Raw genomic sequence first — 26018 nt, forward strand, 5'->3', positions numbered from 1 at the left:
GTTCCAAGCGTAAACCCCGGCCAAGGGGTGGCTATATGCCTTGTCTGCGCTATAACCAATAGACGTGTGATTTCCCTTGCGGCGCCTGACGCACCGCACACCCTGCACCGACTCAGCGGACGGGAAACCTGTCGGCGCCCTTTGACCATGAGTTAACAAGGAATTGCCTGGGAGCAAGGAATGCGTGAAACCTCCTTCAGTCCAGCTCCGGTTGTGCTGATCGTCGATGACCAGACAACCGATGCGCTCATTCTCAGTGAGTCGGTACGGGATCTGGCGCAGGTGTATGTCGCCAGCAATGGCGAGGAGGCTCTGCGGGTGGCCCGCCAGTTCCTCCCGGACGTGGTCCTGCTCGATATCGAGATGCCCGGCATGAGCGGTTTCGAGGTCTGCAAGGCGTTGAAGGCCGACCCGAAGCTGTCCGACGCCGCGGTGATCTTCGTCACCTCTCATGCCCAGGCCGACTACGAGTTGCAGGCCCTTGGCTACGGCGGTATCGATTTCATCCAGAAACCGCTTAACCTGCCGGTGGCCCGGGCCCATATCAACGCGCATATCACCCTGCGCAACGAAGCCAAGCGGCTGGCCAACCACGACGCCCTGACCGGGCTGCCCAACCGCATGCTGCTGCGTGATCGCGCGGAGCAGGCGCTGAAAATGGCCCGGCGCAACCACGGACGGCTGGCGATGCTGCTGCTGGACCTCGACAACTTCAAGGCGATCAACGACTCGATGGGGCATTCGGTCGGCGACCAGATGCTCAAGTACGTCGCCACGCGGCTGTCGCTGATCCTGGGCAGCATGGACACGCTCAGCCGACAAGGTGGCGACGAGTTCATCATCCTGCTGTCGGAGGTCGACAGTTTCGAGGCCGTGGGCAATTTTGCCGAGCAGGTGCTGACGACCATCTCCAACCCGTTCTCGCTGCAGGGCAATCGCTACGACCTGACGGCCAGCATCGGCATCGGGGTATTTCCGGAAGACAGCGATGACCTGGAGTCGCTCTACCGTCATGCCGACTCGGCCATGTACCAGGCCAAGCAGGCCGGGCGCAACCGCTACCAGTTCTTCTCACCCGCCATCGAGAGCGGCATGCGTGCCCGGCACCTGCTAGAGCGACACATGCGCGCGGCAATCGACGAGGGCGTGTTCGAGGTGTTCTACCAGGCCAAGGTCAATGTCCGCGAGCACCGGATCGTCGGCATGGAGGCGCTGATCCGTTGGCGCGACGGCAACGGCAACCTGGTTTCGCCGTCGGACTTCATCCCGCTGGCCGAGGAAACCGGGCTGATCATCCCCATCGGCAAGTATGTGATGCTCCAGGCCTGCAAGGACACCTGCCGCCTGCATGAGCAGGGCTTCCCGGTCTGCGTCAGCGTCAACATCAGTGTGGTGCAGTTCCGCGAGGAGTCGTTCCTGAGCATGGTCAAGGGCATCCTGCTCGACTCCGGGCTCGCCCCGCAGTGGCTGGAGCTGGAGATCACCGAAGGCGTGCTGGCCCGCGATACCGACAATGCCCGCGAGACCCTGATGGCGCTCAAGGCGCTGGGCGTGCACGTGGCCATCGACGATTTCGGCACGGGCTATTCGAGCCTGGCCTACCTCAAGCGTTTTCCCATCGATGTGTTGAAGATCGACCAGAGTTTCGTGCGCGACATGCTCACCGACAAGAGCGACCTGGCGATCGTCGAGGCGATCATCAAGCTGGGCCAGGCACTGGGCCTGGAACTGGTGGCCGAGGGAGTGGAGACCTGGCAACAGGCTGAACTGTTGCTGGAGCAGGGGTGCCAGGTCATGCAGGGCTACCTGTACTGCCGGCCGGTCCCCTTCGCGCAGATACGTACGCTGCTGGCCTCGTGGTCGCAGACCAACTGAACCCAGGCGTCACAATCATAGTGTTCAAGGGGACCCGAGTTGAAACGATTCCGCCTGCATGCCCTGAATGGGCGCTCGCTCCTGCTGTTGGTGGTCGGCCTGCTGGCGAGCCTGGCGGGTAGCCTGGCCCTGCAGAACCTCAACGAGCAGCGAGCCCAGGAAGCACTTTTCAATGCCACCGATGACGCGGTGGATGCGGTGTTCGCCCGGCTGCAGTCGTACCAGTATGGCTTGCGCGGCACTCGCGGGGCCCTCATCGCCGCCGGCGAGGAGGGCATGACCCGCGAGACTTTCCACCGCTACAGCCTGACACGCGATGTCCCGAGAGAATTTCCTGGCGCTCGTGGTTTCGGCTTCATCCGGCGGGTGGCACCTGGGGACCTGGAGCAGTTTCTGCAACGGGCCCGCAGCGATGGTGCGTCCAATTTCAGCCTGCGCCAGTTCGCGCCGCATGACGGTGATCTCTACATCATCCAGTACCTGGAGCCCAACCGTGACCAGGCGGTGGCACTCGGCCTGGACATCGCCTCGCAACCGGATCGGGCCGCCGCGGCGCGGGCGGCGGCCCGTACGGGCGAGGTGCGACTGACCTCGCCGATCACCCTGGTGCAGGCGGTGGGCAAGCCACAGCAGTCGTTCCTGATCCTGCTGCCAATTTACAAGGGCGCCATCGTGCCGCAGAGCGAAGAGGAGCGTGAGGCGGCAGTCATCGGCTGGAGCTATGCGCCACTGATGATCGAGAGCGTGCTCGCCGGCCTGGTACCGGAGAACGAGGCGGTCAACCTGCGCCTGCGTGATATCACCGGGCCAGGGCCGGCGGTGGACTTCTACCAGACGGTCCATGACCCGCAGCTGCAGTCGGCCGGGCTGATGAGCCGCACCCTGGAGCGCGAGGTCTATGGTCGGCGCTGGCAGATTGAACTGCAGGCCTTGCCGTTGTTCACGCAACGCCTGCATCAGGTCTCGCCGCTGATGGTGTTTGTCCTCGGGGCCCTGGCGAGTGTCCTGGTGGCGGCACTCTCGGCGATTGCCGGGATCAGTTCCCAGCGTCGCGTGCAGGTGATCGCCGAGCAGACCCGGCTGGCGCTGATTGTCGAAAGCTCGGCGGACGCGATCATCGGCACGACCCTGGATGGCATCGTCACCAACTGGAACCGGGGGGCACGCAAGCTGCTCGGCTATACCGCCCAGGAAGCGGTCGGGCGACCGTTGCTGGAGCTGATCGTGCCCGCCGACCTGGCGGCGGAAGAGACCGATATACTCAGGCGCATTGCGCTCGGCGAGACGATCGTCAACCTGGACACTGTGCGTCGCTGCAAGGACGGTCGCCTGCTCAATGTCTCGGCGAATGTCTCGCCCATCAGCGATGAAGGCGGGACGGTGATCGGGGCGTCGAAGATCCTGCGCGACTTCACCGCGCACAAGGCCGCCGAGGCGCAGATTCTCGAACTCAATGCCAACCTCGAGGAGCAGGTGGCCGAGCGGACTTCGGCGTTGCGGCGAGCCAACCTGCTGCTCAGCAGCGTGCTGCGCTCGGCCTCCAAGGTCTCGATCATCGCCACCGACCTGGACGGGGTCATCAGCGTCTTCAATGAAGGGGCGCAACAGATGCTCGGCTATCGCGCCGAAGAGGTGGTGGGCAAGGCCACGCCGGCGATCCTGCACGTCGATCGGGAAATCACCGAGCGTAGCAACGAACTCAGCCGCGAGTATGGCCAGGTCATCGAGGGCTTCCGGGTCCTGGTGCACAAGCCGGAGTTCGAACATGCGGAGATCCGCGAGTGGACCTACGTGCACAAGGATGGCTCCCATGTGCCGGTAAGCCTGGTGGTGACGTCGCTGCGCGACGAGGACGGCCAGTTGGCCGGCTACCTGGGAATCGCGATCGATGTTACCCAGCGCAAGGCCGCCGAGCACCAGCTGGAGTTGAGCCTGCAGGCCACCCGGGTGATCCGTGACCAGTTGCTGATGGCGGCCGACGTGGCCGAGTTGGGTATCTGGACCTGGACCCTGGCGGACAACGCGCTGCAATGGAACGAGCGGATGTTCGAGTTCTACAGTCAGCCGCTGAGCCTGCGTGACAACGGCTTGAACTATGCGCACTGGTACGAGCGGGTACACCCCGAGGATGTCGAGGCCGTGGCCGCGCAACTGGCGGCGGCGGTGGCCGGCGAGGGCATCTACGACCCGGTCTTCCGGGTGCTGGCGCCGGATGGCCGGATCCGCATCATCCAGGCCGGTGCGCAGATCGAGCGCGACGCCCAGGGCCAGGCGCTGCGGGTCACCGGTATCAACCGCGACATCACCGCCCAGCGCGAGCTGGAAACGCATTTGCTGCAGGCCCGCGATCGTGCCGACAGCGCCAGTGCCGCCAAATCGTTCTTCCTGGCGAATATGAGCCATGAAATCCGCACGCCGATGAACGCCGTACTCGGCATGCTGCAACTGGTCCAGCACACCGACCTCAACGCCCGCCAGCACGACTATGTGATCAAGGCCCAGACGGCGGCCAAGTCGCTGCTGGGACTGCTCAACGACATTCTCGACTACTCCAAGATCGAGGCCGGCAAGCTGCGCCTGGACATGCACCCGTTCGAGCTCGAGGCGCTGATGCGCGACCTGGCGGTAGTGCTGGCGGGCAACCAGGGCAGCAAGGAAGTCGAAGTGATGTTCGACCTCGACTCCGAACTGCCGGGCAGCCTGGTCGGCGACAGCATGCGTCTGCAGCAGGTGCTGATCAACCTGGCGGGCAATGCCCTGAAGTTCACCCAGCAGGGCCAGGTCGTGGTCAGCCTCCGCCAGTTGCAGCGTCTGGAGGGCAGGGTGAAGTTGCGGGTCGAGGTCTGCGATACCGGTATCGGTATCAACGCCGAACAGTTGCAGCGGATCTTCGAGGTCTTCACCCAGGCGGAGGCCTCGACCACCCGCCGCTTTGGCGGCACGGGGCTGGGGCTGGTGATCTGCAAGCGCCTGGTCGGGTTGATGGGGGGCGAGCTGCTGGTCGAGAGCGAGGAGGGCAGCGGCAGCCGGTTCTGGTTCGACATCACCCTGGACGTGTCGCGCACCGAGCCGCTGCGGTTGTCCTGCCCCGGCGTGGACTCGCAGATGCGCCTGCTGGTGGCCGACGACAATTCCATGGCCTGTGAGCTGCTGTTGCGCACCGTGCGCTCCCTGGGCTGGACCGCAGACACGGTGGATGGCGGCACGCGGGCGGTGGAAAGCGTGCGCAACGCGCAGTTGCGCGGCGAACCGTATGACGTGGTGTTGATGGACTGGCGCATGCCGGACATGGACGGTCTTAGCGCCGCCCGGCTGATCAGCCTGCAGGAACAGAGCGTACCGCCACCGATGGTGATCATGATCACGGCCTACGGTCGCGAGGTGCTGGCCGACGTGCACCATGAAGGCGATGCCCCCTTCGTCGGCTTCCTCACCAAGCCGGTGACCCCGCTGCAACTGGCCGACGCGGTGCAGCGGGCCTTCAGCAGCAGCGAGGTGGTTGCCGAGGTGCGCCCGGCGCCGGAGCGGCAGCGACGCCTGTCCGGCATGCGCCTGCTGGTGGTGGAAGACAATGCGCTTAATCGCCAGGTCGCCGACGAACTGCTCAGGGGCGAGGGCGCGCAGGTGGTGCTGGCCGAAGGCGGGTTGGAAGGCGTCAGCCAGGTGTTCTCCAGTGCGACGCCGTTCGATGCGGTGCTGATGGACATCCAGATGCCGGATATCGATGGCATGGAGGCGACCCGGCGGATTCGCCGGCAGTCCGACTTCGCTTCGCTACCGATCCTGGCCATGACCGCCAATGCTTCCAGCAGTGATCGTGAGGCCTGCCTGGCGGCGGGAATGAACGACCATGTGAGCAAACCCATCGACCTGGAGGAGCTGGTGCTGAGCCTGCGCATCCAGACCGGGCGTGAAGTCCCTCGGCCCAAGATTTCCACGGTCATGGCGAATGGGGCCGACACGGTGCTGGAGGCGCGCGAGTCGATCATGGCCCGGTTCGGCGGCAATCTCGAATTGATCAGTACGGTCCTCTACGGCTTTGGTGCGGAGCTGGATAAACAGCTGTCGCTGTTGCCGGCCCATCTGCGGGACCGTGACGGTCCGGCGCTGGCCGCCGTGCTGCATGCGATCAAGGGCAGCTCCGGCACCATGGGCGCCCAGGCGCTGTCGCAGCGGGCCGGGGCCCTGGAGCGTGAGCTGCTGTATGGCGATGCCGCCGTGATAGCCCGGGTGCTCGACGATCCGCACTGGTTGCCTGAACTTAGGCAGTTGTTGACCCGTAGCGTCGAAGAGTTGCAGGCGGCGTTTGGCAATGGCTATCGGGGGGACGCGCCGCGGGAGGCAATGACCGCCCCTTGAACGGGCTGGTCGGGCGTTGCCTCGATTGTGTCGCTGGCGGCAACGATGGTGTGCCCTGGCGTAACGAGCGGCACACCAAGTGGAGGCGAAACCGGAACGTGTCGAGCGCTAGAATGCACACCAGGCGGTTGCGGCAGGGCATGACGGTGATTCAACGGCCAGGCGGTGGGCTTTATACTTCCCGCCACATGCTCCTGTTCGGTTTTTGCGCTGCGGTGCCGGAACCGCACAGGGGCTTTTTACTGTCTGTCGAGCCTGTTGCAGGAGCAGCCCATGGACTCTGCAAAACCCGCGCTGATCCGCGAAACCTTCCCCGTCGGCCCGTTGCAGTGCAACTGCACGATCATCGGCGACCCGATCACGAAAAAAGCCATCGTCGTCGATCCCGGCGGCAATCACGAATTGATCCTGGCCCGGCTCGAGGCCCTGGGATTGAAGGTGGTCAGCATCATTCATACCCATGCGCACCTGGATCATTTCCTGGCCTCGGGCCAGTTGAAGGAGAAAACCGGCGCCACCCTGCATCTGCACAAGGATGACCAGTTTCTCTGGGACAACCTGGAAATGCAGTGCCAGATGTTCGGCGTGCCCTATACGCCGGTGCCGTCGCCGGACCATTGGCTGGCCGATGATGAGGAGCTGGCCTGCGGCTGTGGCGTGGCCCTGCACACGCCGGGACATACCCCGGGCTCCATGAGCTTCTGGTTTTCCGAGGCTAGACTGTTGATTGCCGGGGACACGCTGTTTCGCCGCGGCATCGGTCGTACCGACCTGTGGGGTGGCGACCAGGCCACCATCGTGCGTTCGATCCGGCAGCGCCTGTACACGCTGGACGAGGAGGCGACGGTGGTCACCGGCCACGGTCCCGATACCCGTCTGGGCGACGAGATGCGGGAGAACCCGTTTGTGCGTGGCTGAGAACTTTCATGGAATTTTTGCCGTTCGTCGTGTTCCAACGCCAGCACAGGTCCCATTGCCAACGGCCTCTGCACTTTCAATGAGTAGGAGCTAGATCCATGTTCACCTCGCGTCGTTTGATTCTCGTCGCTACCACCGTTGCCATGCTGTCCGGCTGTGCAACGCAAAACCCGTATGACAACCAGGGACAGGTAGAGCAGGGTGGCTCTTCGGGCATGAGCAGGACCGTCAAGTATGGTGGCCTGGGCGCCCTGGCCGGTGCCGTCGCCGGTGCCGCCATCGACCACAACAACCGGGGCAAGGGTGCGCTGATCGGTGCCCTGGTCGCCGGTGCGGGGGCTGCCGGCTACGGTTACTATGCCGACCAGCAGGAAAAGAAACTGCGTGAAAGCATGGCCAACACCGGCGTCCAGGTGCAGCGCCAGGGCGATCAGATCAAGCTGATCATGCCGGGCAACATCACCTTCGCCACCAACTCCGATGCCATCGCCAGCAGCTTCTACCAGCCGCTGAACAACCTGGCCAACTCCCTCAAGGAGTTCAACCAGAACCAGATCGAGATCGTCGGCTACACCGACAGCACCGGCAGCCGCCAGCTGAACATGGACCTGTCCCAGCGCCGGGCACAGAGCGTGGCCAACTACCTGACCTCGCAGGGCGTCAACGGTGCCAACCTGTCGGCCCGTGGTGCCGGTCCGGACAATCCGATCGCCAGCAACGCCGACGTCAATGGCCGGGCGCAGAACCGCCGGGTGGAAGTCAACCTGCGCGCCATTCCTGGTCAGCAGTACGGCCAGCCGCAGCAGCAGGGCCAGTACCCGCAACAGCAGCAGGGCTATCAACAGCAGGGTTACCAGCAGCAGTACCAGCAACCGCAGGGCCAGGTGTACGGCCAGCCGGTCCAGCAGTACCCTTGAAGGTCTGACTGAAGCCCGGATGTAAAAAAGCCCGCCCGATCACAGATCGGGCGGGCTTTTTCGTAGCGCTGAAGTCGGCTTACTTCTTCAGGCCGTAATGCTCGTCGAGCATGCCGGGTGCGTTCGGCGCCTTGGGCGCGTAGTCCCGTGGCGGCTCCTGGTTTTCCCGTGGCGGGGTCAGGCGTTCCCGTGGCGTTTGGGGCGCTTCGGAATGCAGGGCGGCCAGCAGGCGTTGGCGGGTCAGCTCGTCCAGGGCCAGGCGGTTGGCACCCTCGGCGAGGTGGTCCTGCACTTCCTGATAGCTCTGGGTGAGTTTCTTGACCAGTGCCGCAGTGCTGTTGAAGTGGGTCACCACTTCATTCTGATAGGTATCGAAACGTTCCTGGATATCGTCCAGCTGACGCTGCGTGCTGCTGGGAGCGGCACTCGGGACCAGACGGGCGACCAGGAAACCGATGGCGACACCGGCAACCAGGGCAAGAGTCGGCAACAACCAAACTAAGAGCGAGTGTTCCACGAGTCCTTCCTCTATAAACGGCTTTGCTTTACGTTAACGGCTCGGACCTGCGCTGTATACCGCGATCTTCTGGTCGCAAGCTGTCAGGCACAGACTTTTAGCTAGACGAGTCGACCCCTAGAGAGGTCACGGAGTTCATTCCTTGCTTATGCGTGAAACCGCTTTTTTCATCGACGGCCCGGTCGGTCAATTGGAAGCCCTGTACCTGGACAACCCCGAGCCCCGTGGCCTGGCGTTGATCTGTCACCCCAACCCGGTGCAGGGCGGGACCATGCTCAACAAGGTCGTTTCGACCCTGCAGCGCACCGCCCGCGATGCCGGGCTGATCACCTTGCGTTTCAACTACCGGGGCGTCGGCGCCAGTGCCGGCAGCCACGACATGGGCAGTGGTGAAGTCGATGACGCCGAGGCCGCCGCGCAGTGGCTGCTGGCGAAACACCCGGACTTGCCGCTGACGCTGTTCGGTTTTTCCTTTGGCGGTTTCGTCGCGGCGAGTCTCGGTGGTCGCCTGGAGGCCCGTGGCCAGTCGCTCAAGCACCTGTTCATGGTGGCTGCGGCGGTGATGCGCCTGCGCGCCGAGGACCGCCTGCCCGAGAGTTGCCCGCTGACCCTGATCCAGCCGGAAGCCGACGAAGTGATCGACCCGCAGGTGGTCTACGACTGGTCCGCCGCCCTCGACCGTCCCCATGAGCTGCTGAAAGTGGCAGAATGCGGACACTTTTTTCATGGCAAGCTGACTGATCTGAAGGATCTGCTCCTGCCGCGCCTCTCGAATTGATAGCAGTCTGACTAAGCGATTACCCATGACGACTCGTACGCGTATCCTCACCGGCATCACCACCACGGGCACCCCGCACCTGGGCAACTATGCCGGCGCCATCCGCCCGGCGATCCTGGCCAGCCGTGACAGCAATGCCGACTCCTTCTATTTCCTGGCCGACTACCACGCGCTGATCAAGTGCGACGACCCGCTGCGTATCCAGCGTTCGCGCCTGGAAATCGCCGCGACCTGGCTGGCCGGCGGACTGGATGTGGACCGCGTGACGTTCTATCGCCAGTCGGACATCCCGGAGATTCCCGAACTGACCTGGCTGCTGACCTGTGTCGCGGCCAAGGGCCTGCTGAACCGCGCGCATGCCTACAAGGCCTCGGTGGACAAGAACGTCGAGACCGGTGAAGACCCGGATGCCGGCATCACCATGGGCCTGTACAGCTACCCGGTGCTGATGGCGGCGGACATCCTGATGTTCAACGCGCACAAGGTGCCGGTCGGTCGCGACCAGATCCAGCACGTGGAAATGGCCCGTGACATCGGACAGCGCTTCAACCACCTGTTCGGCCAGGGCCAGGAATTCTTCGTCATGCCTGAGGCGTTGATCGAGGAAAGCGTGGCGACGCTGCCGGGCCTGGATGGTCGGAAAATGTCCAAGAGCTATGACAACACCATTCCGTTGTTCACCAGTGCCAAGGACATGAAGGACGCCATCTCGCGCATCGTCACCGACTCGCGCGCGCCGGGTGAAGCGAAGGACCCGGACAATTCCCACCTGTTCACCCTGTACCAGGCGTTCGCCACGACCGAGCAGGCCGCCGGCTTCCGTGATGAACTGCTGGGTGGCCTGGGTTGGGGCGAGGCGAAAAATCGTCTGTTCCAACTGCTCGATGCCGAGCTAGGCGAGAAGCGCGAGCGTTACCACGAGCTGATTTCGCGTCCGGCGGACCTCGAGGACATCCTCCAGGCCGGCGCGCAGAAGGCCCGCAAGGTCGCCACGCCGTTCCTCGCACAACTGCGCGAGGCGGTTGGCCTGCGGTCGTTCGTCAGCCAGGTGCAGGTGGCTGAAACCGGCAAGAAGAAAGCCGCCAAGGCCGCGCGTTTCGTCAGCTTCCGCGAGGACGACAGCTTCCGTTTCCGTCTGCTGGCGGCCGATGGCGAACAACTGTTGTTGTCGCGCAACTTTGCCGACGGCAAGGCCGCGGGCGTGGTGACCAAGCAGTTGCAGTCGGGCCAGGACCTGGATATCCGCAGCGAGGCGCGCGCCTTCAGCGTCTGGCTGGACGGTGCCTGTGTCGCCGACAGCCCCGAGTTCGCCGACGAAGCGGCTCGTGATGCCGCTATCGAGGCCCTGCGGGTGGCGCTGACGCCGCTTCAGGACTGATCCAGCATTCGGCCCGACCAAGGGCCGATTGCCATTCCGACGGGCCATCGCTAAAGTGACGGCCCGTTTTTGTTACCTCGCTAACGAAATTATGACGCCCCTAGAACGATATCAAGCTGATCTGAAACGCCCCGAGTTCTTTCATGACGCGGCCCAGGAAACGGCTGTGCGCCATTTGCAGCGCCTGTACGACGACCTGGTCGCGGCCTCGCAGAACAAACCGGGCCTGCTCGGCAAGCTGTTCGGCAAGAAGGACCAGGCGCCGGTCAAGGGCCTGTACTTCTGGGGCGGCGTAGGTCGCGGCAAGACCTACCTGGTGGACACCTTCTTCGAGGCGCTGCCTTTCAAGGAAAAGACCCGTACGCACTTCCACCGCTTCATGAAGCGCGTGCACGAGGAAATGAAGACCCTGGGCGGCGAGAAGAACCCGCTGACCATCATCGCCAAGCGCTTCGCCGCCGAGACCCGGGTGATCTGCTTCGATGAGTTCTTCGTCTCCGACATCACCGACGCGATGATCCTCGGCACCCTGATGGAAGAGTTGTTCAAGAACGGCGTGACCCTGGTCGCGACTTCGAACATCGTGCCGGACGGCCTCTACAAGGACGGCCTGCAGCGTGCGCGCTTCCTGCCGGCGATCGCCCTGATCAAGCAGAACACCGAGATCGTCAACGTCGACAGCGGCGTCGACTATCGCCTGCGCCACCTGGAGCAAGCCGAGCTGTTCCACTATCCGCTCAACGAAGCTGCCCACGAAAGCCTGCGCAAGAGCTTCCGCGCGCTGACGCCGGAGTGCACCCAGGCAGTGGAAAACGATGTGCTGATCATCGAGAACCGCGAGATCCGTGCCCTGCGCACCTGCGATGACGTGGCCTGGTTCGACTTCCGCGAACTGTGCGACGGCCCACGCAGCCAGAACGACTACATCGAGCTGGGCAAGATTTTCCACGCCGTGCTGCTCAGTGGCGTCGAGCAGATGAGCGTCACCACCGACGACATCGCCCGTCGCTTCATCAACATGGTCGACGAGTTCTACGATCGCAACGTCAAGCTGATCATCTCGGCGGAAGTCGAGCTCAAGGATCTGTACACCGGTGGTCGCCTGACCTTCGAATTCCAGCGGACCCTCAGCCGCCTGCTGGAAATGCAGTCCCACGAGTTCCTGTCGCGGGCGCACAAGCCTTAGCGAGCCTTCGGGGCGTCGCTCGACGCCCCTCAGTCTGTCCTTGACCGCCGCGGCTCAGGCCGCCTGCTGGAACTGTTGCCGATACTGGTTCGGCGACAGTTCGGTGTGTTGGCGGAACAACCGCGCAAAGAAGCTGGCGTCGTCGTAGCCGACCTCGTAGCTGATGGTCTTGATGCTCTTGCGGGTGCCCGACAACAGGCCCTTGGCCGTCTCGATGCGCAGGCGCTGCAGGTAGTGCAGCGGCTTGTCGCCGGTGGCGGTCTGGAAGCGACGCATGAAGTTGCGGATGCTCATGCCATGGTCGCGGGCCACATCCTCGAAGCGGAACTTGTCGGCGAAGTGCTCTTCGAGCCATTGCTGGATCTGCAGGATGATCACGTCCTGGTGCAGCTTCTGGCCGCCGAAACCGATGCGCCCCGGTGCATAGCTGCGCTGCACTTCATAGAGGATGTCGCGGGCCACCGCCTGGGCGATGTTGGCCCCGCAGAAACGTTCGATCAGGTAGATGTAGAGGTCGCAGGCCGAGGTGGTACCGCCGGCGCAGTACAGGTTGTCGGCGTCGGTCAGGTGCTTGTCCTGATTCAGCTGGACGTTGGGGAAGCGTTCGCTGAAGGTATTGAAGAAGCGCCAGTAGGTCGTGGCCTCCTTGCCGTCGAGCAGGCCGGCCTCGGCCAGCCAGAAGACCCCGGTCGCCTCGCCGCAGAGCACCGCGCCGCGCGCGTGCTGTTCACGCAGCCAGGGCAGGACCTGCGGGTAGCGTTCGCAGAGGTTGTCGAAGTCGTCCCAGAATGCCGGGAGGATGATCACGTCGGTGTTCCCGAGGCCGCCGTCCACCGGCATGATCACGTCGCTGAAGCTGCCCACGGGATTGCCGTCCGGACTGACCAGGCGGGTCTCGAAGGCAGGGGTGAGGCCCTGGCCGAGTTGCTTGCCGTAGCGCAGGCTGGCGAGGTGGAAGAAATCCTTGGCTTGCATGAGGGTCGAGGCGAAGACCCGGTCGGTAGCCAGGATGCTGACGCGCCGCAAGGGCGTCGAGGAGGTGTTAGCCATGATTCGATTATTCTTATAAGGGAAAGTGGTCAACAAACGGCTGGATCGTCTTATTTTTTGGCGCATGTGTCCAGTGGTTCGAGGTAAAACACTGGCATAGGCTCACTGGGCCAATTCCGGCTTCAGTGTGTCTGCAAGGTGCCTGCATGATCCCCAGAACCCTGTTCAGTTCCGAGCACGAGCTATTCCGCAGCAGCGTACGCAAGTTCCTCGAGCAGGAGGCGTTGCCCTTCCATGCCCAGTGGGAAAAGCGGGGTTATGTCGATCGCGAGTTGTGGAACAAGGCGGGGGAGGCGGGGATGCTCTGCTCGCATCTGCCGGAAGCGTATGGTGGCATGGCGGCGGACTTTCTCTACAGCGCGGTGGTGATCGAGGAGATCAGCCGGCTGGGCCTGAGCGGGATCGGCTTCTCGCTGCATTCGGATATCGTCGCGCCGTACATCCTGCATTACGGCAGCGAAGCACTGAAGCTCAAGTACCTGCCGCGGCTGGTCAGTGGCGAGATGGTCACGGCCATCGCGATGACCGAGCCGGGGGCCGGTTCCGACCTGCAGGGCGTCAAGACCACCGCGGTGCTCGATGGTGACGAGTATGTCCTCAATGGTTCGAAGACCTTCATCACCAACGGCTTTCTCGCCGATCTGGTGATCGTGGTCGCCAAGACCGATCCGAAGGCCGGGGCGAAGGGCACCAGCCTGTTCCTGGTGGAGGCCGACACGCCGGGTTTTGCCAAGGGCAAGCGGCTGGAGAAGGTCGGGATGAAGGCCCAGGACACTTCGGAACTGTTCTTCCAGGATGTCCGGGTGCCGAAGGAGAACCTGCTGGGGCAGGCCGGTATGGGGTTCGCCTACCTCATGCAGGAGCTGCCCCAGGAGCGCCTGACCGTGGCGGTCGGGGCGCTGGCGTCAGCCGAGGCGGCGTTGCAGTGGACGCTGGACTACACCCGTGAGCGCAAGGCCTTCGGCAAGGCGATCGCCGACTTCCAGAACACTCGTTTCAAGCTGGCGGAGATGGCGACCGAGATCCAGATCGGCCGGGTGTTCGTCGATCGCTGCCTGGAGCTGCACCTGGAGGGCAAGCTGGATGTGCCGACCGCGGCGATGGCCAAGTATTCGGGCACGGACCTGCAATGCAAGGTGCTCGACGAGTGCGTCCAGTTGCATGGCGGCTACGGTTTCATGTGGGAGTCTACCCGGTGGCCCGGGCCTGGGCGGATGCGCGTGTGCAGCGGATCTATGCGGGGACCAACGAGATCATGAAGGAGATCATTGCACGCTCGCTGTGAGGGGCGACCGTTTGATCGTTCCCACGCTCTGCGTGGAAACGCAGCCCGTGACGCTCTGCGTCACAAGAACGGACACCGAGCGTCCTGGGAGGCATTCCCACGCGGAGCGTCACTGGTGTCCGGTAAAAACCGAAAAGGGGCACGCCGCAGCCTTTGTGGCGAGCGGGCTTGTCGGGACGCCGCACCGCCGCGCTCGGCTGCAAAGCAGCCGCACCCCATTCTTCCTGATGCACCGCGTGGGCCGGTTGTGGGGGGCGCTCCGCGCCCCAGCGCAGGCAAGCCTGCTCGCCACAAGGCTGGGGCTGGCCTGGGTTGCGGCTTATGGTGCCGGGTTCGGATGATCCTTGTGGATCGCCTCGATTCCTGCCAGCACTTCCTCCGACAGTTCCAGGCTGGCGCTGGCAATGTTGCTGTCCAGTTGTTCCAGGGTGGTGGCACCGATGATGTTGCTGGTCACGAAGGGTTGCCGGGTGACGAACGCCAGGGCCATCTGTGCCGGATCCAGGCCGTGTTCGCGGGCCAGGGCGACGTAGCGGCTGCAGGCCGCTTCCGATTGCGGGTTGAAGTAGCGGCTGAAGCGGCTGTAGAGGCTCAGGCGGGCCTTCGCCGGGCGGGCGCCACCTTCATACTTGCCTGAAAGGAAGCCGAACGCCATCGGCGAATAGGCCAGCAGGCCGCATTGCTCGCGCAGGGCGACTTCCGCCAGGCCGACCTCGAAGCTGCGGTTGAGCAGGTTGTAGGGGTTCTGGATCGACACCGCCCGCGGCCAGCCGCGCCGCTCGGCTTCGAGCAGGAATTTCATGGTGCCCCACGGTGTTTCGTTGGACAGGCCGATGTGGCGGATCTTGCCGGCCTTGACCTGCTCGTCCAGCGCCTCGAGGATTTCCTCGATCGGCGTGAAGTCCTCGTCGGCCTTGTGCTTGTAGCCCAGTTGCCCGAAGAAGTTGGTGCTGCGCTCCGGCCAGTGCAGTTGATACAGGTCGATCCAGTCGGTCTGCAGGCGCTTGAGGCTGGCGTCGAGGGCTTCGACGATATGCCGGCGGTTGTGCTTGAGGTTGCCGTCGCGAATGTAGCTGATGCCGTTGCCGGGGCCGGCGATCTTGCTCGCCAGGACCCACTGGTCGCGATCACCACGCTGCCGGAACCAGTTGCCGATGATGCGTTCGGTGCTGGCGTAGGTTTCGGCCTTGGGCGGCACCGGGTACATCTCGGCGGTATCCATGAAATTGATGCCGGCGGCCTTCGCGCGTTCGATCTGGGCAAAGGCCTCTGCCTCGGTGTTCTGCTCGCCCCAGGTCATGGTCCCCAGGCAAATTGCGCTCACGTTCAGGTCGGTCCGGCCTAGCTGACGGTATTCCATTGGCTGCTCCTGTGGGAAAAAGACCCATAAAAGCAGGTTGAATTTTTTTTGGCAATCTGGATAATTGCGCACCTCTTTATGCAGTGGAAGTGATGCGCCGCCGCCAAAGAATCTTGCCGTTGAACGGACGCGCCGACCCGAGCCCCCGATAGCGTCTGTATCCGGCTGCCTTTGACCTTGTCAAAGTACGCACTATTCAGTAAGATCCGCCGTCTTATTTACAGGCGGCCCCTGAGGCTATAAAGAATGAAAACTTTTACTGCTAAACCGGAAACAGTTAAGCGCGACTGGTTTGTCGTCGACGCTGCTGGTCAGACCCTGGGTCGTCTGGCCACCGAAATCGCGAGCCGTCTGCGTGGCAAGCACAAAGCCGAGTACACCCCGCACGTCGATACCGGTGACTACATCGTGGTTATCAACGCCGAGCAGGTTCGTGTGACCGGTGCTAAAACCTCCGACAAGATGTACTACTCCCACTCCGGTTTCCCGGGCGGCATCAAGTCGATCAACTTCGAAAAGCTGATCGCAAAGGCCCCTGAGCGCGTGATCGAGACCGCGGTAAAAGGCATGCTGCCTAAGAACCCGCTGGGTCGCGACATGTACCGTAAGCTGAAAGTCTATGCGGGCGCTGTACACCCTCATACTGCTCAGCAGCCCCAAGAACTGAAGATTTAACGGAATAGTTCATTATGTCGGCGACTCAAAACTACGGCACTGGCCGTCGCAAGACCGCAACCGCACGCGTTTTCCTGCGTCCAGGTACCGGTAACATCTCCATCAACAACCGCTCCCTGGACACGTTCTTCGGTCGCGAAACTGCCCGTATGGTCGTTCGCCAGCCGCTGGAACTGACCGAGACCGTCGAGAAGTTCGACGTCTACGTCACCGTCATCGGTGGTGGTGTGAGTGGCCAGGCTGGCGCAATCCGCCACGGCATCACTCGTGCCCTGATGGACTACGACGAGTCTCTGCGCAGCACCCTGCGTAAAGCTGGTTACGTAACCCGCGACGCTCGTGAAGTCGAGCGTAAGAAAGTTGGTCTGCGTAAAGCGCGTAAGCGTCCGCAGTACTCGAAGCGTTAATTCGCTTCCCAGCTTCAAAAGAAGCCCGGTTCCCATGTGGAACCGGGCTTTTTTTATGGGCGAAATATTTGCTGTGACAACTTGCCACATCCGTAGACCCCCTATACTACAAGGCCTGGGGCACTGTGTGCCGGGTAATTACCTTGTCAGAGGTGGGGCTTTTCATTACCATTCGGCAAAAATTTTATAACGATAGATTTTTACTTAGACGCCTGATTTAACAGGCCACAAAGCTGATGGGAGAGGACTGAATGAGCAATGACGGCGTGAATGCAGGCCGGCGTCGCTTTCTCGTAGCAGCCACATCCGTGGTAGGAGCTGCAGGAGCGGTGGGGGCTGCGGTCCCGTTCGTGGGGTCATGGTTTCCCAGTGCCAAGGCGAAAGCCGCCGGTGCACCGGTGAAAGTGAATATCGCCAAGATCGACCCAGGGCAGCAGATGATTGCCGAGTGGCGTGGTCAGCCGGTCTTCATCGTTCGCCGTACCGAGGAGATCCTGGGAAACCTGAAGAAGATCGAGGGGCAACTCTCCGATCCGACTTCCAAGAACTCGGTACAACCCCCCTACGTCGATCCGAAGACGCGTTCGATCAAGCCAGAGGTCCTTCTGCTGATCGGTATCTGTACCCACCTGGGTTGCTCTCCCACCTTCCGTCCGGAAGTGGCTCCCGCCGACCTCGGCAAGGACTGGGTAGGTGGCTATTTCTGCCCTTGCCACGGCTCCCACTACGACCTCGCCGGTCGTGTCTACAAAGCCCAGCCCGCGCCCTTGAACCTGCCGGTTCCGCCGCATTCCTATGAATCCGACACGGTCATTGTCGTTGGCGTCGATCAGGAGAAAGCGTGATGAGCAAGTTCATGGATTGGGTTGATGCACGCTTCCCTGCCACCAAGATGTGGGAAGACCATCTCAGCAAGTACTACGCACCAAAGAACTTCAACTTCCTCTACTTCTTCGGCTCGCTGGCGCTGCTGGTGCTGGTCAACCAGATCGTCACCGGCGTTTGGCTGACGATGAGCTACACCCCTTCGGCGGAAGAGGCCTTCGCCTCCGTCGAATACATCATGCGTGATGTCGAGTACGGCGCGATCCTGCGTCTGCTGCACTCCACCGGCGCTTCGGCGTTCTTCATCGTGGTCTACCTGCACATGTTCCGTGGCTTGCTCTACGGTTCGTACCAGAAGCCGCGTGAGCTGGTCTGGCTGTTCGGCATGCTGATCTACCTGGCGCTGATGGCCGAGGCCTTCATGGGCTACCTGCTGCCGTGGGGCCAGATGTCCTACTGGGGTGCGCAGGTGATCATCTCGCTGTTCGGCGCGATCCCGGTCATCGGCAACGACCTGACCCAGTGGATCCGTGGTGACTACCTGATTTCCGGGATCACCCTGAACCGCTTCTTCGCCCTGCACGTGGTGGCGCTGCCGATCGTGATTCTTGGCCTGGTGGTGCTGCACATCCTGGCGTTGCACGAAGTGGGTTCGAACAACCCCGATGGTGTCGACATCAAGAAGAAAAAGGATGAAAACGGCGTACCGCTTGACGGCATTCCGTTCCATCCCTACTACACCGTGAAAGACATCGTCGGCGTAGTCGTGTTCCTGTTCGTGTTCTGCTCGGTGGTGTTCTTCTTCCCGGAAATGGGTGGTTATTTCCTCGAAAAACCGAACTTCGAAGTGGCCAACGCCTTCAAGACGCCGGAGCACATCGCACCCGTCTGGTACTTCACCCCGTTCTACGCGATTCTGCGGGCGGTTCCGGACAAGCTCATGGGGGTTCTCGCCATGGGTGCCTCGATTGCCCTGTTGTTCGTGCTGCCGTGGCTGGACCGTAGTCCGGTCAAGTCCATGCGGTACAAGGGCTGGCTGAGCCGGATCTGGCTGGTGATCTTCTGTGTGTCCTTCCTGATCCTTGGCTGGCTGGGCGTCATGGCGCCGACGCCGGAGCGTACGCTGCTGTCGCAGGTGTGCACCGTGCTGTACTTCGCCTACTTCATTCTGATGCCGTTCTATACCCGGCTCGAGAAGACCAAACCGGTTCCGGAAAGGGTGACTGGCTGATGAAAAAACTATTCGCTGTTTTGATGCTTGCGGCTCTGCCGGTTCTGTCTTTCGCTGCCGAACACGGTGGCCCCGAACTTGAAAAGATCGACATCGACGTTTCCGACAAGGCTGCCATGCAGGATGGTGCGCGTACCTTTGCCAACTACTGCATGGGTTGCCATAGCGCCAAGTTCCAACGTTACGAGCGGGTGGCCGATGACCTGGGGATTCCCCATGACCTGATGCTCAAGAACCTCGTGTTCACTGGCGCCAAGATCGGCGATCACATGAGCATCGGGATGCAGCCGGCCGACGCCAAGGCCTGGTTCGGCGCGGCTCCGCCCGACCTGACCCTGGTGGCGCGGGTGCGTGGTACCGATTGGCTGTATGGTTACCTGCGCTCGTTCTACGAGGATCCGGCGCGTCCATGGGGTGTGAACAACAAGGTCTTCCCGAACGTGGGCATGCCGAACGTCCTGGGTGGCCTGCAAGGTCGTCAGGTCGTTGGTTGCAAGCAGGTGCAAATCGTCGAGGACGGCAAGAAGCAGTATGATCCGCTGACCGGCACGCCATTGACTCATGAGGCGTGCGACCAGCTGACCATCGTGCCGAAGACCGGTACCCTGACGGAAGAGCAGTTCGACGAGAAGGTCAAGAACCTGGTGACCTTCCTGGCCTACTCGGCCAACCCGGTGAAGCTGCAGCATCAGCGCATCGGTACTTATGTTCTGCTGTACCTGGCCTTCCTCTTCGTATTCGCTTATCTGCTCAAGCGCGAATACTGGAAGGATGTGCACTGATAACGTTGTAATATAGCGGTCAGTCAATCGTGCGCGCCCAAGGGTGCCTCTGAGACGTAGCGAGCTGGTGTGGTGGGGTGAGGCCGAAACGGTTTCACCGGTTGTCCCTCCACTCGTTACGGGAGGCTTCCCTTGGGCGCGTTCGTTTTTGCGTTTCGACCATTTCAAACAAGCGAGGAGGACCGCCATGGGCGTGACCAATCGGTTGGCCTGTTACTCCGACCCCGCCGACCACTATTCCCACCGAGTGCGTATTGTGTTGGCGGAAAAGGGTGTCAGTGCCGAGATCATCAGTGTCGAGGCTGGACGCCAGCCCGCGAAGCTGACCGAGGTGAACCCTTACGGCAGCCTGCCCACCCTGGTCGATCGTGACCTGGCGTTGTGGGAGTCGACCGTGGTGATGGAATACCTGGATGAGCGCTACCCGCATCCACCGTTATTGCCGGTCTATCCGGTGGCGCGGGCCAACAGCCGTCTGCTGATGCATCGCATCCAGCGTGACTGGTGCGGGCTGGTCGACCTGATCCTGGACTCCCGGACCAAGGAGCCGGCGCGTACGCAGGCGCGCAAGGAGTTGCGCGAGAGCCTGACCGGGGTTTCTCCGTTGTTCGCCGACAAGCCTTTCTTCCTCAGTGAGGAGCAAAGTCTGGTCGATTGCTGTCTATTACCGATACTCTGGCGTTTGCCGATTCTGGGTATTGAATTGCCGCGGCAAGCCAAGCCGCTGCTCGATTATATGGAGCGCCAGTTTGCGCGTGAGGCCTTCCAGGCAAGCCTGTCTGGTGTCGAACGCGATATGCGCCAAGGAGCCGTTTGATGAACTCCAGCCGTCCTTATTTGATTCGTGCCCTGTACGAGTGGATTGTGGATAACGATTGCACGCCGCACGTCCTGGTCAATTCCGAGGCTCCCTCGGTCCAGGTGCCGCAAGGCTTTGCCAGCGACGGGCAGATTGTCCTGAACATTTCTCCAAGTGCCGTGCGTCACCTGCACATGGATAACGAAGCGGTCAGTTTCGAAGGGCGCTTCGGTGGTGTGGCTCATACGCTGTACGTGCCCATTGGTGCCATTCTCGGGATCTATGCCCGGGAAAACGGCCAGGGCATGGTGTTTGACCTCGAGTCGCCGATGGAAGACGAGGATGACGTCGAGCCGGATGACGAGGGGCCGGAGCCGCCGCGTCCGAGCGGTCGCCCGAGCCTGAAGGTTGTGAAGTAACCGTCGGGCCTGTGTACGAAAAAGCCCCTGTCATCGCAAGATGGCAGGGGCTTCTTCATTCAGATGGAGCGCTTGCAGCTTGTGGAAGCCGGCTCCTGGGGTGCGGTTCTCAGTCGATGTACTCGAACAGCTTGACGATCTTCTGCACGCCGCCAACGCCTTGTACCAGGTTGGTCGCGCGCGAGGCTTCCTGCTGGGTCACCAGGCCCATCAGGTAGACGATGCCGTTCTCGGTGATCACCTTGATGCGTGAGCCGGGGATGGTGTTGTCGGTAAGCATCTGGGTCTTGATCTTGCTGGTCAGCCAGGTGTCGTTGCTGCGTGCGGCGAACGAGGAGGGCTGCAGGATCTGCAGTTCGTTGTTCACCTTCTTCACCCGCTGGACGCTCGATGCGGCCTGCTCGGCCTTGGCCTTGAGGTCTTCGCGTGGGGTCTGGCCGGCGAGCAGGACGATGCCGTTGTAGCTGCTCACCACGATGTGCGAGGCGGCGTCGAGGTCAGGGTCGGCCTTGGCGACGTTGACCGCGACCTTGGTCTCGATCACCGAGTCGTCGATCTTGCTGCCCAGGGTACGGGTACCCTGGTCGTCATTGATCGGACCATCGCGGGTCGCGGTCAGTACCGAGCTGCAGCCGCTGAGGCCCAGGCACAGAGTCAAAGCCAGCAGGCTAAGGCGATTAACGGTCATTCTTCACTCCCGAACAGTTGGCTGTCGATCAGATCGCACAGGCAGTGGATCGCCAGCAAGTGGACTTCCTGGATACGTGCGGTGACGTTGCTGGGAACGCGGATCTCCACGTCCTCGGGCAACAGCAGCGAAGCCATGCCGCCACCATCACGTCCCGTCAAGGCTACGACAACCATTTCGCGATCATGTGCGGCCTGGATTGCCTGAATAATGTTGGCCGAGTTGCCGCTGGTGGAAATGGCCAGCAGGACGTCGCCGGGTTGGCCGAGTGCGCGGATCTGCTTGGAGAAGACTTCGTTGTAGCTGTAGTCGTTGGCAATCGAGGTGATGGTCGAGCTGTCGGTGGTCAGGGCGATGGCCGGCAGGCTCGGTCGCTCGCGCTCGAAGCGGTTGAGCAGCTCCGAGGAAAAATGCTGGGCGTCGCCCGCCGAGCCACCGTTGCCACAGGAGAGCATTTTGCCTTCGTTGAGCAGGGCATTGACCATGATCTGGCTGGCTTGCTCGATGTGAGGTGCAAGAACGTCCATCGCCTGTTGCTTGGTGTCGATACTGGCCTGGAAAAGCTGGCGAATTCGGGATTGCATGTCCATCAATGTAGGTGACCTTAAGTGGGGCGGTTGCCTGGCTCGAACGCTGTCCGGGTTCCCCCGGGGCTGTTCGGCACAAGTCATGTGCGGCCCGCAAAGCAAAGAGCAAAATCGGTGAATGAAAGTAACCGGGTCGACAGTCTGGTTCAGCTGTCGAAGGCATTCCGTAGCCAGTTCAATCGGGGTGTCGCATCGAGGGCGCCTTCTATGGCGACCACGTCGAAACGGCAGGGGCTACTGGCCCAGCGTGATTCACATTGCAGGAAATACTGCGCTGCAAATATTAACTTCTTGCGCTTGCGGACATCGATGCTGTGCGCGGCGCCACCCCATTGGGTGTTTTTTCTATAACGAACTTCTACGAATACTACTGTATCGCCGTCGAGCATGACCAGATCAAGCTCGCCGCGTTTACATAACCAGTTCTGCGCCAGCAGGCGCAGTCCCTGTTGTTCGAGATGCCGGAGCGCGAGGCTCTCGGCATCCTTGCCGCTCTCGAGGTGCGAGCCTTGCGGCATCAGCGAGGCGTATCCGGCAGGCGCTGGACCTGGCCGCTGACGAACTGTGCCCATGGCAGCTGGCGCTCGATCCGCTGGCCCTGGTCCATGCTCAGGCTGCCGGAGAGGCCTTCGATGCGGCTGTCCGGCAGGGCCTTGAGCTGGCCCAGGCGCGGGGCCAGGCGGTAGGCGTCGACGCCCATGGCGTACAGGCGGCCGAGGCTGCCGGCGGCTTGTGGCCATTGGGCGGTGACCTGTTGACGCAATGGGTCGTTGGCATCCAGCAGCCATGGGGTTTCGCAGAAGCGAATGCCATTCATGTCGTTGTACTGGTTGATATCGCCAGTCGCGCTGAACAGGTGGGAAGTGGCATACACCGGTACGTCACCGGCGTACTGGAAGTTCAGGGTCGGCTTGATCTGCTGGGCCTGTTGTGGTGTCGCGGCGAGGAAGATGAACTCGATGTCCTGGCGGCGCGAAGGCTGGGCGGAAACCTGGCCGCCGACGGTGCTCTGCAGGCTCTTGGCGCGAGCCTCGCTGTGGCGCAGTTGGAACAGGTCGGCGATCTGCTGGGCCAGGGCGACGGGCTGGTCGACGCGTTCGACACCGATCACGGTGCCGCCGTTGGCTTCCCAGTCCTGGCGGAAGGCTTTCAGGACACGGTCGCCCCATTCGCCTTTCGGTACCATCGCGGCGGCGCGGTGCAGGCCGTCGGCACGGGCGCGACGCGAGACCTCGCGGGCTTCATCCTCGGCGGCCAGGCCGAACTGGAACAGTTGCGGCGGGTTCTGCGCGCTTTCGCTGTAGTTCAGCGCCAGGGTGGTGATCGGCAGTTGTGGGCGAGCGCTGAGCTGCTTGACCAGCGGTTTCTCCAGCGGGCCGATGACCAGTTGCACGCCGGCCGCCTGGGCCTTGCGATAGAAATCGTCGAGGGAGGTCAGGCGCGAGCTGTCGTAGAACTCGATGGCCGGCGGCTTCTGGCCGGCCTGCTGGGCCTGGTACTGGGCAGCCATGAAGCCTTCACGCAGCGCCTTGCCGACCGAGGCCAGCTGGCCTTCGTTGGGCAGCAGCAGGGCGATCTTGCTCAGTGGCTGGCTGGCCAGTTCCTTGAGCTTCACCAGTGCCTGCGGCAGTTGCTGGGCCGCCGGGTGCTTGGGGTTCTGTGCTCGCCAGTTGTCGATCGCGGCCTGCTGCTGCTCCAGGGTGCCAGCGGTTTTCACTGCCAGGGCCAGGCTGAGCCAGCCGCTGAGGTCGTCGTTGCCGGCGGGCTGCAACTGATCGGTCGGCAGGGCGGCAATCAGTGCCCAGATCGCCTCGTGGTTGGCGCGGGCGGCATCGCCGCTGAGCAGCGGTGCGATGAAGATGCGCTCGCGAGCGGCAGCCAGGGTCTGGCCATCGGCCTCGAGGGCGCGGGCGCGGACGGTCTGGGTGCGGATCTGCTGGTCGACCGGCAGTTCACTCAGGTGTTCCAGGCTCGGGTGGCTCAGGGCGGTGAGGGCTGCCTTGGGCTGGTTGCGGGTCATCGCCAGTTCGGCGGCCAGCGTGCTGGCAAAGACCTGTTGGCCCGGCTTGAGCTGGTCCAGTTGCACCTGGGCCAGGATCTGCGAGGCGCGGCCGCTGTCCTTCTGGCGGTAGGCCAGGTCGGCAGCGGTCAGGCGCAGCAGCGCGGCCTTGTCCGGCGTTTTGCTGGAGGAGGCCTGTTCGAGCAGTTGCTCGATGCTGGCATCCGGGGTCCGTGGAAGTTCGCCAAGGCTGGAAGAGGGCGAGCTGGCGCAGGCCGCCAGCAGGGCAGCGAGGCAGAGGGCAGAGAACAGCCGCAGGCAAGCGATCATGTAAGTGTTCCTGATACTCGATCAAATTAGCGTGGAATTGTACCCAAGCGCTGGCCGGGGCGCGATGTCGCTGGCGTGAAACCGTCAAATTTGGTCGTACAAGGCATGTCAGAGGCCCGGGTTTTTCCGCCTGGGTGGGTCCTTCACGCCGTCGTTGAGCATATCGGCAGGGCTTCTACGCGCTACAATGGGTTTTTCGTTCTTCTTGAGGTGTGCGCTTTGACTGCTCCAGGTGCTTTGAATTCCGCGATGGGCTCGCTTTATGTGGTGGCGACGCCCATCGGCAACCTGGATGACATCAGTGCGCGGGCGATGAAGGTGCTGCGCGAGGTGGCGCTGATCGCGGCGGAGGACACCCGGCATTCGCTGCGGCTGTTGCAGCACTTCGGTATCACCACGCCACTGGCCGCCTGTCATGAGCATAACGAGCGTGACGAAGGCAGCCGTTTCATTGCCAAGCTGCTGGCGGGCGAGGACGTCGCCCTGATTTCCGACGCCGGCACGCCGCTGATTTCCGATCCCGGCTACCACCTGGTGCGCCAGGCGCGTGCCGCGGGTATCCAGGTGGTCCCGGTGCCTGGCCCCTGTGCGTTGATCGCGGCGCTGTCGGCGGCGGGGCTGCCTTCCGACCGGTTCATTTTCGAGGGCTTCCTGCCGGCCAAGGCGGTGGGGCGTCGCTCGCGCCTGGAGCAATTGCGCGAAGAACCACGGACGCTGATCTTCTATGAGGCGCCCCATCGCATTCTCGAGTGCCTGCAGGACATGGAGACGGTGTTCGGTGCCGAGCGTCCGGCGCTGCTGGCGCGTGAGCTGACCAAGACCTTCGAGACGCTCAAGGGCCTGCCGCTGGCCGAGCTGCGCAGCTTCGTCGAGGCTGACAGCAACCAGCAGCGGGGCGAGTGCGTGGTGCTGGTCGCCGGTTGGAGCGCGCCGGAAGGTGACGAAGCGGTCAGCGCCGAGGCCATGCGCATTCTCGACCTGCTGCTCAAGGAGATGCCGCTCAAGCGCGCCGCCGCCTTGGCGGCGGAGATCACGGGTGTGCGCAAGAACCTGCTGTACCAGGTGGCGCTGGGCAAGCAGAAAAACGATTGATGATTTACTTGTGGGGCTATTCCTCTATTGATATCGGAATGGTCCCAGATGCTGCTTTTTGTCCCGGCATGTCGGGGCGATGGCGGCTTTAAAGCTTGTCCTTCTGGCCATGTGCCGGTAACCTGCGCGGCGGAGAGTCGATTGGACAGTCGCTGCCCTCTATGAAAATTAGAGGGGGGAGGAAAGTCCGGGCTCCATAGGGCGGAGTGCCAGGTAATGCCTGGGGGGCGTGAGCCTACGGAAAGTGCCACAGAAAATAACCGCCTAAGCACTTCGGTGCCGGTAAGGGTGAAAAGGTGCGGTAAGAGCGCACCGCACGTCTGGTAACAGTTCGTGGCTAGGTAAACCCCACTCGGAGCAAGACCAAATAGGGTTCCAAGGCGTGGCCCGCGCTGGAACCGGGTAGGTTGCTAAAGATGTCCAGTGATGGCCATCGTAGAGGAATGACTGTCCTCGACAGAACCCGGCTTACAGATCGACTCTCCACTTCTTTCCCTCCCTGCCTGCAATCGCTGGCAGAAGCGCATTTGTAATATCGAAAAAATCTTACTCTTAACAAAT

At 62.4% G+C, this 26018-nt stretch carries 22 protein-coding genes, 1 other RNA gene and 1 pseudogene; 17 read left to right on the forward strand and 7 right to left on the reverse strand.

Features of this window, described 5'->3' with window-relative positions:
- The first annotated feature begins 180 nt into the window (after nt 1–180).
- From HU752_RS05720 to HU752_RS05735, 4 genes are all read left to right on the forward strand, one after another.
- A complete protein-coding gene (locus tag HU752_RS05720; RefSeq protein ID WP_186681202.1) occupies nt 181–1875 on the forward strand; it encodes a two-component system response regulator in 1695 nt (564 codons plus the stop codon).
- Between the two features lie 39 nt (nt 1876–1914).
- Nucleotides 1915–6234, forward strand: a complete 4320-nt coding sequence (locus HU752_RS05725; RefSeq protein ID WP_186681200.1) for a hybrid sensor histidine kinase/response regulator — start codon at nt 1915–1917, stop codon at nt 6232–6234.
- 273 nt (nt 6235–6507) lie between these two features.
- Nucleotides 6508–7152 carry an MBL fold metallo-hydrolase gene (locus HU752_RS05730; protein ID WP_186681198.1) on the forward strand — a complete coding sequence of 215 codons (645 nt, stop codon included), beginning with the start codon at nt 6508–6510 and terminating at the stop codon, nt 7150–7152.
- A gap of 98 nt (nt 7153–7250) precedes the next feature.
- Entirely contained in the window at nt 7251–8069 is an 819-nt protein-coding gene (locus HU752_RS05735; protein WP_186681196.1) for a YiaD family glycine zipper/OmpA-like lipoprotein, read from the forward strand.
- 79 nt (nt 8070–8148) lie between these two features.
- Here the strand turns inward: HU752_RS05735 and HU752_RS05740 are convergent, their stop codons facing one another.
- Entirely contained in the window at nt 8149–8586 is a 438-nt protein-coding gene (locus HU752_RS05740; RefSeq protein ID WP_186681194.1) for a Z-ring associated ZapG family protein, read from the reverse strand.
- A 148-nt stretch (nt 8587–8734) separates the two neighbouring features.
- Between HU752_RS05740 and HU752_RS05745 the strand changes: the two genes are divergently transcribed.
- From HU752_RS05745 to zapE, 3 genes are all read left to right on the forward strand, one after another.
- A complete protein-coding gene (locus tag HU752_RS05745; protein WP_186681193.1) occupies nt 8735–9364 on the forward strand; it encodes an alpha/beta hydrolase in 630 nt (209 codons plus the stop codon).
- Nucleotides 9365–9389: 25 nt separating this feature from the next.
- Nucleotides 9390–10742 carry a tryptophan--tRNA ligase gene (locus tag HU752_RS05750; RefSeq protein WP_186681191.1) on the forward strand — a complete coding sequence of 451 codons (1353 nt, stop codon included), beginning with the start codon at nt 9390–9392 and terminating at the stop codon, nt 10740–10742.
- Nucleotides 10743–10833: 91 nt separating this feature from the next.
- Nucleotides 10834–11928 carry a cell division protein ZapE gene (gene zapE / locus HU752_RS05755; RefSeq protein ID WP_186681189.1) on the forward strand — a complete coding sequence of 365 codons (1095 nt, stop codon included), beginning with the start codon at nt 10834–10836 and terminating at the stop codon, nt 11926–11928.
- Nucleotides 11929–11982: 54 nt separating this feature from the next.
- Here zapE and HU752_RS05760 read toward each other — a convergent pair whose 3' ends face one another.
- Nucleotides 11983–12903: a GlxA family transcriptional regulator gene (locus tag HU752_RS05760; RefSeq protein ID WP_186681239.1), complete on the reverse strand. Its 921-nt coding sequence runs from the start codon at nt 12901–12903 to the stop codon at nt 11983–11985.
- A 221-nt stretch (nt 12904–13124) separates the two neighbouring features.
- Between HU752_RS05760 and HU752_RS05765 the strand changes: the two are divergent.
- Nucleotides 13125–14263, forward strand: a pseudogene (locus HU752_RS05765) (acyl-CoA dehydrogenase family protein).
- 319 nt (nt 14264–14582) lie between these two features.
- Here the strand turns inward: HU752_RS05765 and HU752_RS05770 are convergent.
- Nucleotides 14583–15623: an NADP(H)-dependent aldo-keto reductase gene (locus HU752_RS05770; RefSeq protein WP_186681187.1), complete on the reverse strand. Its 1041-nt coding sequence runs from the start codon at nt 15621–15623 to the stop codon at nt 14583–14585.
- Nucleotides 15624–15869: 246 nt separating this feature from the next.
- Here HU752_RS05770 and rplM point away from each other — a divergent pair, with 246 nt between their 5' ends.
- From rplM to HU752_RS05805, 7 genes are all read left to right on the forward strand, one after another.
- Nucleotides 15870–16298: a 50S ribosomal protein L13 gene (gene rplM, locus HU752_RS05775; RefSeq protein ID WP_017904821.1), complete on the forward strand. Its 429-nt coding sequence runs from the start codon at nt 15870–15872 to the stop codon at nt 16296–16298.
- 14 nt (nt 16299–16312) lie between these two features.
- On the forward strand, nt 16313–16705 hold the full coding sequence (gene rpsI, locus HU752_RS05780) for a 30S ribosomal protein S9 (RefSeq protein WP_017904822.1): 393 nt from the start codon (nt 16313–16315) through the stop codon (nt 16703–16705).
- Nucleotides 16706–16956: 251 nt separating this feature from the next.
- Entirely contained in the window at nt 16957–17550 is a 594-nt protein-coding gene (gene petA / locus HU752_RS05785) for a ubiquinol-cytochrome c reductase iron-sulfur subunit (RefSeq protein ID WP_186681185.1), read from the forward strand.
- Entirely contained in the window at nt 17550–18761 is a 1212-nt protein-coding gene (locus HU752_RS05790; protein ID WP_054059878.1) for a cytochrome b, read from the forward strand. The genes petA and HU752_RS05790 overlap by 1 nt, the downstream gene beginning before the upstream one ends.
- Nucleotides 18761–19543 (forward strand): cytochrome c1, encoded by a 783-nt coding sequence (locus tag HU752_RS05795; protein WP_186681183.1) that lies wholly within the window; start codon nt 18761–18763, stop codon nt 19541–19543. Before HU752_RS05790 ends, HU752_RS05795 begins: the two co-directional genes overlap by 1 nt.
- 187 nt (nt 19544–19730) lie before the next feature.
- Nucleotides 19731–20360 carry a glutathione S-transferase N-terminal domain-containing protein gene (locus HU752_RS05800; RefSeq protein ID WP_186681181.1) on the forward strand — a complete coding sequence of 210 codons (630 nt, stop codon included), beginning with the start codon at nt 19731–19733 and terminating at the stop codon, nt 20358–20360.
- Nucleotides 20360–20761, forward strand: coding sequence for a ClpXP protease specificity-enhancing factor (locus HU752_RS05805; RefSeq protein WP_186681179.1), 402 nt, complete (start codon nt 20360–20362; stop codon nt 20759–20761). Before HU752_RS05800 ends, HU752_RS05805 begins: the two co-directional genes overlap by 1 nt.
- Before the next feature lie 109 nt (nt 20762–20870).
- Here HU752_RS05805 and HU752_RS05810 read toward each other — a convergent pair whose 3' ends face one another.
- The 4 genes from HU752_RS05810 to HU752_RS05825 all read right to left on the reverse strand — a co-directional run bounded on the left by HU752_RS05810 (nt 20871) and on the right by HU752_RS05825 (nt 24365).
- Nucleotides 20871–21449 carry a BON domain-containing protein gene (locus HU752_RS05810; RefSeq protein WP_186681177.1) on the reverse strand — a complete coding sequence of 193 codons (579 nt, stop codon included), beginning with the start codon at nt 21447–21449 and terminating at the stop codon, nt 20871–20873.
- On the reverse strand, nt 21446–22039 hold the full coding sequence (locus HU752_RS05815) for a phosphoheptose isomerase (protein ID WP_017904829.1): 594 nt from the start codon (nt 22037–22039) through the stop codon (nt 21446–21448). Before HU752_RS05815 ends, HU752_RS05810 begins: the two co-directional genes overlap by 4 nt.
- 143 nt (nt 22040–22182) lie before the next feature.
- Entirely contained in the window at nt 22183–22554 is a 372-nt protein-coding gene (locus tag HU752_RS05820; RefSeq protein WP_186681175.1) for a YraN family protein, read from the reverse strand.
- Nucleotides 22554–24365: a penicillin-binding protein activator gene (locus HU752_RS05825; RefSeq protein ID WP_186681173.1), complete on the reverse strand. Its 1812-nt coding sequence runs from the start codon at nt 24363–24365 to the stop codon at nt 22554–22556. Before HU752_RS05825 ends, HU752_RS05820 begins: the two co-directional genes overlap by 1 nt.
- 249 nt (nt 24366–24614) lie before the next feature.
- Between HU752_RS05825 and rsmI the strand changes: the two genes are divergently transcribed.
- Nucleotides 24615–25457, forward strand: a complete 843-nt coding sequence (gene rsmI / locus HU752_RS05830) for a 16S rRNA (cytidine(1402)-2'-O)-methyltransferase (protein ID WP_186681171.1) — start codon at nt 24615–24617, stop codon at nt 25455–25457.
- Nucleotides 25458–25590: 133 nt separating this feature from the next.
- Nucleotides 25591–25944: RNase P RNA component class A (gene rnpB, locus HU752_RS05835), an RNA gene on the forward strand.
- Nucleotides 25945–26018 lie beyond the last annotated feature (74 nt).

Origin of the sequence: Pseudomonas vanderleydeniana (assembly GCF_014268755.2) — a bacterium.
Taxonomy (GTDB): domain Bacteria; phylum Pseudomonadota; class Gammaproteobacteria; order Pseudomonadales; family Pseudomonadaceae; genus Aquipseudomonas; species Aquipseudomonas vanderleydeniana.

Bases quoted from the DNA above. Each gene is read 5' to 3' on its own strand.
- HU752_RS05720 (WP_186681202.1), top strand. From the start codon at position 181: ATGCGTGAAACCTCCTTCAGTCCAGCTCCGGTTGTGCTGATCGTCGAT.
- HU752_RS05730 (WP_186681198.1), top strand. From the start codon at position 6,508: ATGGACTCTGCAAAACCCGCGCTGATCCGCGAAACCTTCCCCGTCGGC.
- HU752_RS05735 (WP_186681196.1), top strand. From the start codon at position 7,251: ATGTTCACCTCGCGTCGTTTGATTCTCGTCGCTACCACCGTTGCCATG.
- HU752_RS05745 (WP_186681193.1), top strand. From the start codon at position 8,735: ATGCGTGAAACCGCTTTTTTCATCGACGGCCCGGTCGGTCAATTGGAA.
- HU752_RS05750 (WP_186681191.1), top strand. From the start codon at position 9,390: ATGACGACTCGTACGCGTATCCTCACCGGCATCACCACCACGGGCACC.
- zapE (WP_186681189.1), top strand. From the start codon at position 10,834: ATGACGCCCCTAGAACGATATCAAGCTGATCTGAAACGCCCCGAGTTC.
- HU752_RS05760 (WP_186681239.1), bottom strand. From the start codon at position 12,903: ATGCAAGCCAAGGATTTCTTCCACCTCGCCAGCCTGCGCTACGGCAAG.
- HU752_RS05770 (WP_186681187.1), bottom strand. From the start codon at position 15,623: ATGGAATACCGTCAGCTAGGCCGGACCGACCTGAACGTGAGCGCAATT.
- rplM (WP_017904821.1), top strand. From the start codon at position 15,870: ATGAAAACTTTTACTGCTAAACCGGAAACAGTTAAGCGCGACTGGTTT.
- rpsI (WP_017904822.1), top strand. From the start codon at position 16,313: ATGTCGGCGACTCAAAACTACGGCACTGGCCGTCGCAAGACCGCAACC.
- petA (WP_186681185.1), top strand. From the start codon at position 16,957: ATGAGCAATGACGGCGTGAATGCAGGCCGGCGTCGCTTTCTCGTAGCA.
- HU752_RS05790 (WP_054059878.1), top strand. From the start codon at position 17,550: ATGAGCAAGTTCATGGATTGGGTTGATGCACGCTTCCCTGCCACCAAG.
- HU752_RS05795 (WP_186681183.1), top strand. From the start codon at position 18,761: ATGAAAAAACTATTCGCTGTTTTGATGCTTGCGGCTCTGCCGGTTCTG.
- HU752_RS05800 (WP_186681181.1), top strand. From the start codon at position 19,731: ATGGGCGTGACCAATCGGTTGGCCTGTTACTCCGACCCCGCCGACCAC.
- HU752_RS05805 (WP_186681179.1), top strand. From the start codon at position 20,360: ATGAACTCCAGCCGTCCTTATTTGATTCGTGCCCTGTACGAGTGGATT.
- HU752_RS05810 (WP_186681177.1), bottom strand. From the start codon at position 21,449: ATGACCGTTAATCGCCTTAGCCTGCTGGCTTTGACTCTGTGCCTGGGC.
- HU752_RS05815 (WP_017904829.1), bottom strand. From the start codon at position 22,039: ATGGACATGCAATCCCGAATTCGCCAGCTTTTCCAGGCCAGTATCGAC.
- HU752_RS05820 (WP_186681175.1), bottom strand. From the start codon at position 22,554: ATGCCGCAAGGCTCGCACCTCGAGAGCGGCAAGGATGCCGAGAGCCTC.
- HU752_RS05825 (WP_186681173.1), bottom strand. From the start codon at position 24,365: ATGATCGCTTGCCTGCGGCTGTTCTCTGCCCTCTGCCTCGCTGCCCTG.
- rsmI (WP_186681171.1), top strand. From the start codon at position 24,615: ATGGGCTCGCTTTATGTGGTGGCGACGCCCATCGGCAACCTGGATGAC.